Here is a 7,760-nt window from a genome sequence, read left to right on the forward strand (position 1 = left end):
GCCCCGGACCAACCCGGCAGCGGCGCGAGCGTCGTCGACCGGCCGGCGACCTCCAGCCGGGTGCCGCCGGCAAGGCCGGCCTGCTGGAAAAGCGCCCCGGAGATGTGCCGGGCCCGGCACGGCCCGCAGTCGTAGGTCAGCTCGGCCGGCACCCGGTCGCTGACCGCGCGACTCACCTCGCCCTTCGCCATCGGCGCCGTCACCACCTCGGCGAAGGCGCGCGCCGCCGCCTCGAAGGCGGCCAGCCCGAGCGCGGCGCCGTCGCGGATCTGGCCGGCGATCCGCCGGGTGGCGTCGGCGTCGCTCATCGGCCAGATCGCGGCGGCCAGGCCGGGCAGCTCGGCGCGGCGGTGCAGGTGCGGGGCACCCCGCATGGACCAGACCAGCTCCAGCCGGTCGTCGTCGGGCGTGGGCACGCCGCGGGCCGCCAGCGCCAGCCGCGCCGAACCGTACGGGGTGTCCTGCACGCCCAGCCCCAGCACCGCCAGGTCGGCCGGCCGCCGACCTGGCCGGTCCAGCTCCTGCGCCGCCGCCCGGTAGGCGAGGACCTGCTGCCGGCTGATCTCCGGCCCGCTCGCGCCCATGACGCCCCCCGTTCGTCGTCCGTCTCGCAGGCTACTGCGGGCGTACGACGCGCCGGGGCGCCGACTCACCCGATCCGGGCGAGGTTGACGGCGTACCGGAGGGGGACTTCCCAGGTCGGGACATGACCGACCGGGAGGAGAGGACTCGATGGTGGACGCGACCACGAGGTTCTTCGAGGACCTCGACCGGCGGGGGTACGAGCCCCTGCTGGAGAAGTCCTCGGGGACCCTGCGCTTCGACCTGCACGAGGGGGCGCGCACGACGCACTGGCTGCTCCGCATCGACCACGGCCGGCTCCAGGTGAGCCAGGAGGACCTCGAGGCGGACACGGTGATCGGCACCAGCCCCGCGCTCTTCGACGACGTCGTCGCCGGCCGGGAGCACGGGCTGGCGGCCGTGCTGCGCGGCGACATGACGGTCTCGGGTGACCCGCGGCTGGTGGTGCAGGTGGAGCGGATCTTTCCCAGCTCGCCCGACGCCCGTGGGCCGCGGCGGCGCTTCCAGAGGGAGGTGCGCTGATGGCGCAGAGCAACACGGTCCGGATCCTCGACGGCAACACCTTCGTGGTGTCGGAGGACACCGGGGACATCGAGGCGACGCCGAGCGAGCCGACCGGGCTCTTCTCCCTCGACACCCGGTTTCTGTCGACCTGGGTGCTGACGGTCAACGGGGATCGGCTTAACCCGCTCTCCTACGACGACCTCCAGTACTACGAGGCGCGGTTCTTCCTGGTGCCGGGGCTGGCGACGCACTACATCGACGCCAAGCTGTCGATCATCCGGGAGCGGTCGGTAGGTGGGAGCTTCCGGGAGCAGATCACCATCCTCAACCACGACGAGAAGCCGGTCGACCTCGAGATCCGGATGGAGGCGGCGTCCGACTTCGCCGACCTGTTCCAGGTCAAGGACGAGATTCTCAACAAGAAGGGCGAGATCTACACCGAGGTCGAGCCGGACCGGCTGCGGCTGGGCTACCGGCGGGGCAACTTCAAGCGGGAGACCGTGATCTCCTCGTCCGAGCCGGCCCGCTACGACCGCACCGGCTTCGCGTACACCGTCCACCTGGAACCCAACCAGCACTGGGACACCAGCATCGACGTGAAGACCTTCGCCCTCGGCCCCGGGGGCCGGGACCTGCGGATGGGGGTGCGGGCGCACAGCACCGAGCGGCTCGCCCTGCAGCACGACCTCAAGGAGTGGGTCGCGAACGCGCCCAAGGTGAACAGCGAGCACGACCGGGTGGCCTCGACGTACCGGCGCAGCCTGATCGACCTGGCGGCGCTGCGTTTCTCGCCGCTCTCCCTGGGCGGGGCGGCGCTGCCGGCCGCGGGTCTGCCCTGGTTCATGACCATGTTCGGTCGGGACAGCATCCTGACCTGTCTGCAGACGCTGCCGTTCACGCCGGAGCTGTCGAAGACCACGCTGCGGATCCTGGCCGCGTTGCAGGGCACCCGGTTCGACGACTTCCGCGACGAGGACCCGGGCCGGATCCTGCACGAGATGCGGTACGGCGAGACCGCCGCCTTCGAGGAGCAGCCGCACTCGCCGTACTACGGCTCGGTGGACGCCACCCCGCTGTTCGTGGTGCTGCTCGACGAGTACGAGAAGTGGAGCGGTGACGTCGCGCTGGTCAAGGAGTTGGAGCGCGAGTCGCGGGCCGCGCTGAAGTGGATCGACGACTACGCCGACCTGGTCGGCACCGGCTACATCTGGTACGAGCGGCGCAACAGTGACACGGGCCTGGAGAACCAGTGCTGGAAGGACTCCTGGGACTCCATCTCCTACCGTGACGGCAGGCTGCCCCCGTTTCCGCGGGCCACCTGTGAGCTGCAGGGGTATGCGTACGACGCGAAGCTCCGGGGCGCCCGGTTGGCCCGCGAGTTCTGGGGTGACCCGGACTTCGCCGATCAGTTGGAACGGGAGGCGGCGGAGCTGAAGCAGCGGTTCAACCGGGACTGGTGGGTGGAGGACGGCGAGTACTACGCCCTCGCCCTCGACCCGGACGGGCGGCACTGCGACGTCCTCAGCTCCAACATCGGGCACCTGCTCTGGAGCGGGATCGTCGACCACGAGCGGGCCGAGAAGATCGCCCAGCACCTGGTGGGGCCCCGGCTCTTCTCCGGCTGGGGGGTGCGGACGCTGGCCGAGGGGGAGGTCCGCTACAACCCGATCGGCTACCACAACGGCACGATCTGGCCGTTCGACAACTCGTTCATCGCCTGGGGTCTGCGCCGGTACGGCTTCGCCGAGGAGGCGGCCACCATCGCCAACGGCATCCTCGACGCCGCCACCTACTTCGACGGCCGGTTGCCGGAGGCGTTCGGCGGCTACCAGCGGGAGCTGACCAAGTTCCCGGTGGAGTACCCCACGGCGTGCAGCCCGCAGGCCTGGTCGACCGGCACCCCGCTGCTGCTGCTGCGCACCATGCTGGGCCTGGAGCCGCACGAGGGGCACCTCGCGGTGGAGCCGCGGCTGCCGATCGGGATGGGGCGGATCGAGGTGCTGGACATCCCGGGCCGGTGGGGTCGGGTAGACGCGTTCGCCCGCGGCCGGCTCGACCTGCACAAGATGGCCGACTGACGGGTCACCGGTGGTCCCGCCGGCCGGCGTTGCCCTCCCGGCCGGCGGGACCCGACGAGCCGTCGCCGTCGGTGCGGGTGCGGGTGCGGGTGCGGGCGAGTATCAAGACACGGGGCCGGGCAGGACGCTCGGCCCTGGCGTGACGGGCGGCCGGACAGGGTAAATTCGCGCAATGCCGGAACTCGTGTACCCGCCCGTGATCGCCGCCGCCAAGGCGATGTTCCGGGTCCTCGACCTGAAGATCACCATCGAGGGCGCCCACCACGTGCCGCGTACCGGCGGGGCGGTGATGGCCAGCAACCACGTCAGCTACCTGGACTTCATCTTCTGCGGGCTGGGCGCGCAGGAGTCGAGGCGGCTGGTGCGCTTCATGGCCAAGAAGTCGGTCTTCACCCACAAGGTCTCCGGCCCGCTGATGCGCGGCATGCGGCACATCCCGGTGGACCGGCGGGCGGGCACCGGGTCGTACAACGAGGCCGTGAACGCGTTGAAGCGCGGCGAGGTCGTGGGGGTCTTCCCGGAGGCGACGATCAGCCGGTCGTTCGTGGTCAAGGAACTCAAGAGCGGCGCCACCCGGATGGCCACGGCGGCCGGCGTGCCGGTGCTGCCGGTGGCGCTGTGGGGCGGGCAGCGGTTGTGGACGAAGGCCCGTCCCCGCACCCTGACCCGCCGGCACGTCCCGATCACCATCCTGGTCGGCGAGCCGATGGACCCGGCGACGTACGCCGACGCCAACGCGATGACCGCGGACCTGAAGACCCGGCTCACCGCGCTGGTCGACCGGGCCCAGCGGGAGTACCCCGAGTCGCCGGCCGGCCCGGAGGACAGCTGGTGGTTGCCGCGGCACCTGGGCGGCACCGCCCCCACCCTGGAGGAGGCCGCCGAGCTGGAGGTCCGCCGCCGGTCCGCCGCCGCCGACCCCTGGGCCTGACCGCCCCACCCACCCACCCACCCGGCCCGCGCCCGCTGCCGGTCCCACCAGCCCACGCCCTTTGTGACGAAGAGGTTCGCGTCCATGTCGGGGCGGATCCGGACGCACCTCTTGATCAACAGGCTTCGGGCGGCCGGCGCGAGCGGGTGGGGCGGGTGGGTGGCCGGATCGTTCCGCAGTGGGGCCGGACGGTGCCTGCCGTCGGGGCTTCCGCCCGGTCAGGATCGAAGGCATGAGCAGAGCAGCACTCGTCGTCATCGACGTCCAGGAGTCCTTCCGCCAGCGCCCGATCTGGGCGCACGGCTCGAACCCCGACATCGTCGGTCAGGTCAACCGGCTGGTCGACGCGGCCCGCGGGCGCGGTGACCTGGTGGTCTGGGTCCTGCACGCGGAGCCGGGCAGCGGCGGCGTCTTCGACCCGGCCGCCGGGCACGTCCGCCTGATCGACGGGCTGGCGCCGGTCGCCGGGGAGCCGACGCTGGTGAAGACGTCGCACAACGCGTTCACCACCACCAACCTCCAGCAGGTGCTCACCATGGCGGGCATCCGCGAGGTCACCGTCTGCGGCATCCGTACCGAGCAGTGCGTCGAGACCACCGCCCGGGTCGGGTGCGACCTCGGCTACGAGATGACCTTCGTGACCGACGCGACGGTGACCTTCCCGACCCCGCACCGGGACCTGCCGGCCACCGCCACCCTGGCGGAGATCCTCGCCGACCCGCGCACCCTGTCGAACGAGGACATGATCGCCCGCACCGAGTACGCCCTCGCCGGCCGCTTCGCCACCGTCCGCACCGTCGCCGAGGTGACCGGCGCGACCGGCGGCGCCGGACGGGAACCCGTCGGCGCCGGCGCGCGGGGCTGAACCGATGGCCCGGGTCGTCTTCCTGCTCGTCCCGCAGTTGCACCTGCTGGACCTCGCCGGCCCGGCCCAGGTCTTCTCCACCGCCGCCGACCTCGGGTACGACTACCGGCTGCACTACGTCGCGGACCGGGAGACCGTGCCGACCGTGCAGGGCGTACCGCTGGTGGCCGGGCTCCGGTGGCCCGAGCTGACCCGCGACGACCTGGTGGTCGTACCCGGGTGGCGGCCGTCGGCGCACGGGCCGCAGGGGCCGGTCGACCCGGCGGACCTGCGGCGGCTGGCCGACCACCACGCGGCCGGCGGCACCGTCGCCAGCATCTGCGCCGGGGCGTACGCCCTCGGCCGGGCCGGCCTGCTCGACGGCCGGCGCTGCACCACCCACCACGACGTGCAGGACGACCTGGCCCGGCGTTTCCCCCGCGCGCGGGTGGTCCGCGACGTGCTCTACGTGGTCGACGACCGGGTGGTCACCTCGGCCGGTATCGCCAGCGGCATCGACGTGGCGCTGCACCTGGTGGCCACCCGGCACGGCCCGTCGGCGGCCGCCCGGATCGCCCGCACGCTCGTCGTGTACGCCCGGCGCAACGGCCACGAACAGCAGGCCAGCGCCATGATGCGGCACCGCTCGCACCTCTGCGACGCGGTGCACCAGGTGCAGGACCTGATCGACCGCCGCTTCGCCGAGCCGCTGCCGCTGACCGACCTGGCCGCCGCGGGCGGGGTGGCCGAGCGGACGCTGACCCGGCTGTTCCGGCAGACGACCGGGCTGACCCCGCTGCGCTACCAGCAGCTGCTGCGGGTGGAACGCGCCGAGCACCTGATCGGGCACGGCGCCACCGTGGAGGCGGCCGCCCGCACGGTCGGTTTCACCGATGCCCGGATGCTGCGTCGGTTGCGGGCCCGGACGACACCCGGTCGGAGCGGTCCCGCCGGTAGTAGTCGTCCCGGGAGCGGAACTCCACCGGCAGCGAGCCCGGCAGGGTGATCCGGGCGTCCTCGCGGTGCGGGCCGATCCCGGCCCGCACCGCCAGCACGTCCCGCTCCGGCGGTGAGAGGTCCACCAGCTCGGGGCGGGTCAGCCGGAACACGGCCACCGCCCGGCGCACCTGGCGGGCCAGCTCGGCCACCTGTCCGGCCGGGCCGCCGAGGGCGAGCGCCGGCTGCTGGATGGTGCGCAGCGCGTCGCAGACGACCAGCAGCTGCGCGGGGTGCTCCGGCCCGGCCGGCAGCAGCTCCAGCCGGGACGGCCACTGCCAGCGGATCTGCCCGCTGACCAGGCCCGGCCGCCGCACGCCCCGGCGGTGCCGGGCGTCGTCCACCCCGTCGACGAGGGCGAGCTGCGAGCCGGTGCCGACGTACGCGACGCGCCGGTCGGTGACGGTCACCGCCACCGACCCGGGCAGGACCCACCGCCGCCACGCCTCGGTCGGGCCCAGCACGTAACCCGCCACCCGCAGCCGGTGCCGGCCGAGGATCCGCTCGCCGGCGCGGGGGACCAGCTCGTGCCGCCGGTCCAGCACGGGACCGACGTCGTCCGGCGCGTCGAACCGGTGTGGGGCGATGAAGAACGGGGACGCGTCATCGTGCATCGTCTCGACCTCCGGTGCAGACGGCATCTCGTGTCGAGCCTCCCCGATCACCAGCCTGGATGTCATGACGGCCGTTAGGGGGTCGGCCGGTCGTACGACGCCTGCGACCGGTAGATGCCGATCTCCTCCGGCCGGACGAGGCCGTCCTCGATCGCCCGGGCGAGCAGCGCCGCCTTCGTGGCGGCCGGCCGCCCCGCCCGGGTGTACTTGATCCGCGCCCGGTCGACGTACTGCTTCACGGTGTGCTCGCTGATCCGCATCCGCCGGGCGACCGAGGCCTTCGACATCGACTGGAACCACAGCAGCAGCGCCTCGCGTTCCTTGTCCGACAGGGCAGGCCGGTCCGGGCGCGCGTCACCGACGATCGCCCCGGCCAGCGCCGGCGGCACGTACGGCCGGTCGCTGGCGGCGGCCAGCACGGTGGCCACGCAGTGCTCCCGCCCCTCGTGCTTGGCGAGGAACGCCACCGCGCCGGCGTCCAGCGCGGCGAGCATGGTCTGCGGGTCGGTGTGCTCGGAGTAGACGACCACCCGGCGGCCGGCGGCGCTGAGCTCGGCCAGCTTGTCCAGCGCCATCCGCCCGTGCAGCCGGAGGTCCAGCAGGACCACCTCGGCGTGCGGGGCGGCCCGCAGCACCGCGTCCGGGTCGTCGCCGGTGGCCAGCACGCTCAGCCGGGGCTCGGTGGCCAGCCAGGCGCGGACCCCCTCGATGACGACCGGGTGGTCGTCCACGATCGCCACGCCCACCGGTCGCTCCCCGGTCACCGCCGCCACCGGGTCTGCGTCCATCTGATCTCCCCGTCCCGTTCGTAGAGCTGCTCCACCGGCCCGCCCTCGTCGGCGTGCCTCGGCGGGGCCGTGGCGTCCGGGCCGTCGCCGTCCGGGGTGACCAGGCTGACCACCACCTCGTCCGGACCGGAGACCACGGTCAGCCGGGCCCAGCCCCGGGCCTCGGCCAGCGTCGCGGTGAGCGGGTCGGCCAGCCGGCGGCGGACCTCCACCGGCAGCGGCGGCGGCGCGCCGACGGTCACCAGGTCGATCGGCAGGCCGTTCCGCTCGGCCAGGTCGACGGCGGCCCGCAGCTCGTGCAGCAGCGGGTGCGTGTCCGTCTGGGCCGTCAGTCGTTGTTGACCCAGGATGATCCGGTCGATCTGTGGGTGGTGCTCGATGAGGCGGTGGTGAGCCGTCCGGTGGGCGGGGACGCGGTGATGC

General features: G+C 73.4%; 8 protein-coding genes and 2 pseudogenes. 6 read left to right on the forward strand and 4 right to left on the reverse strand.

All coding sequences use genetic code 11. From position 1 onward, the window contains the following. A partial coding sequence (locus NCC78_RS23940; protein ID WP_372495189.1) for a DNA glycosylase AlkZ-like family protein occupies positions 1–584 on the reverse strand: 584 nt, incomplete at its 3' end. Positions 585–732: 148 nt separating this feature from the next. Between NCC78_RS23940 and NCC78_RS23945 the strand changes: the two genes are divergently transcribed. The 5 genes from NCC78_RS23945 (at position 733) to NCC78_RS23965 (ending at position 5,945) form a co-directional block, all read left to right on the forward strand. Then, positions 733–1,104: an SCP2 sterol-binding domain-containing protein gene (locus NCC78_RS23945; RefSeq protein ID WP_250797193.1), complete on the forward strand. Its 372-nt coding sequence runs from the start codon at positions 733–735 to the stop codon at positions 1,102–1,104. Next, the gene (locus tag NCC78_RS23950) at positions 1,104–3,164 is read left to right on the forward strand and encodes an amylo-alpha-1,6-glucosidase (protein WP_250797194.1); all 2,061 of its coding nucleotides are present in this window, start codon (positions 1,104–1,106) and stop codon (positions 3,162–3,164) included. The genes NCC78_RS23945 and NCC78_RS23950 overlap by 1 nt, the downstream gene beginning before the upstream one ends. Positions 3,165–3,336: 172 nt before the next feature. Continuing rightward, complete coding sequence (locus NCC78_RS23955) at positions 3,337–4,095, forward strand: lysophospholipid acyltransferase family protein (RefSeq protein WP_250797196.1); 759 nt, start codon at positions 3,337–3,339, stop codon at positions 4,093–4,095. Between the two features lie 232 nt (positions 4,096–4,327). Beyond that, positions 4,328–4,960 (forward strand): isochorismatase family protein, encoded by a 633-nt coding sequence (locus NCC78_RS23960; protein ID WP_250797198.1) that lies wholly within the window; start codon positions 4,328–4,330, stop codon positions 4,958–4,960. A 4-nt stretch (positions 4,961–4,964) separates the two neighbouring features. After that, positions 4,965–5,945, forward strand: coding sequence for a GlxA family transcriptional regulator (locus NCC78_RS23965; RefSeq protein WP_250797199.1), 981 nt, complete (start codon positions 4,965–4,967; stop codon positions 5,943–5,945). On the opposite strand, the gene NCC78_RS23970 is transcribed toward NCC78_RS23965, so the two are convergent. The 3 genes and pseudogenes from NCC78_RS23970 to NCC78_RS23980 all read right to left on the reverse strand — a co-directional run. Next, on the reverse strand, positions 5,827–6,549 hold the full coding sequence (locus NCC78_RS23970) for a hypothetical protein (RefSeq protein WP_250797201.1): 723 nt from the start codon (positions 6,547–6,549) through the stop codon (positions 5,827–5,829). The genes NCC78_RS23965 and NCC78_RS23970 overlap by 119 nt on opposite strands. A gap of 74 nt (positions 6,550–6,623) precedes the next feature. After that, the gene (locus tag NCC78_RS23975; protein WP_250797203.1) at positions 6,624–7,337 is read right to left on the reverse strand and encodes a response regulator transcription factor; all 714 of its coding nucleotides are present in this window, start codon (positions 7,335–7,337) and stop codon (positions 6,624–6,626) included. Next, positions 7,310–7,651, reverse strand: a pseudogene (locus tag NCC78_RS23980) (hypothetical protein); the annotation flags it as partial. The gene NCC78_RS23975 and the pseudogene NCC78_RS23980, both read right to left, overlap by 28 nt. On the opposite strand from NCC78_RS23980, the pseudogene NCC78_RS23985 reads away from it, so the two are divergent. Continuing rightward, positions 7,634–7,760, forward strand: a pseudogene (locus NCC78_RS23985) (Scr1 family TA system antitoxin-like transcriptional regulator); the annotation flags it as partial. The pseudogenes NCC78_RS23980 and NCC78_RS23985 overlap by 18 nt on opposite strands.

The sequence above is a fragment of the Micromonospora phytophila genome (assembly GCF_023656545.1).
Lineage (GTDB): Bacteria > Actinomycetota > Actinomycetes > Mycobacteriales > Micromonosporaceae > Micromonospora > Micromonospora phytophila.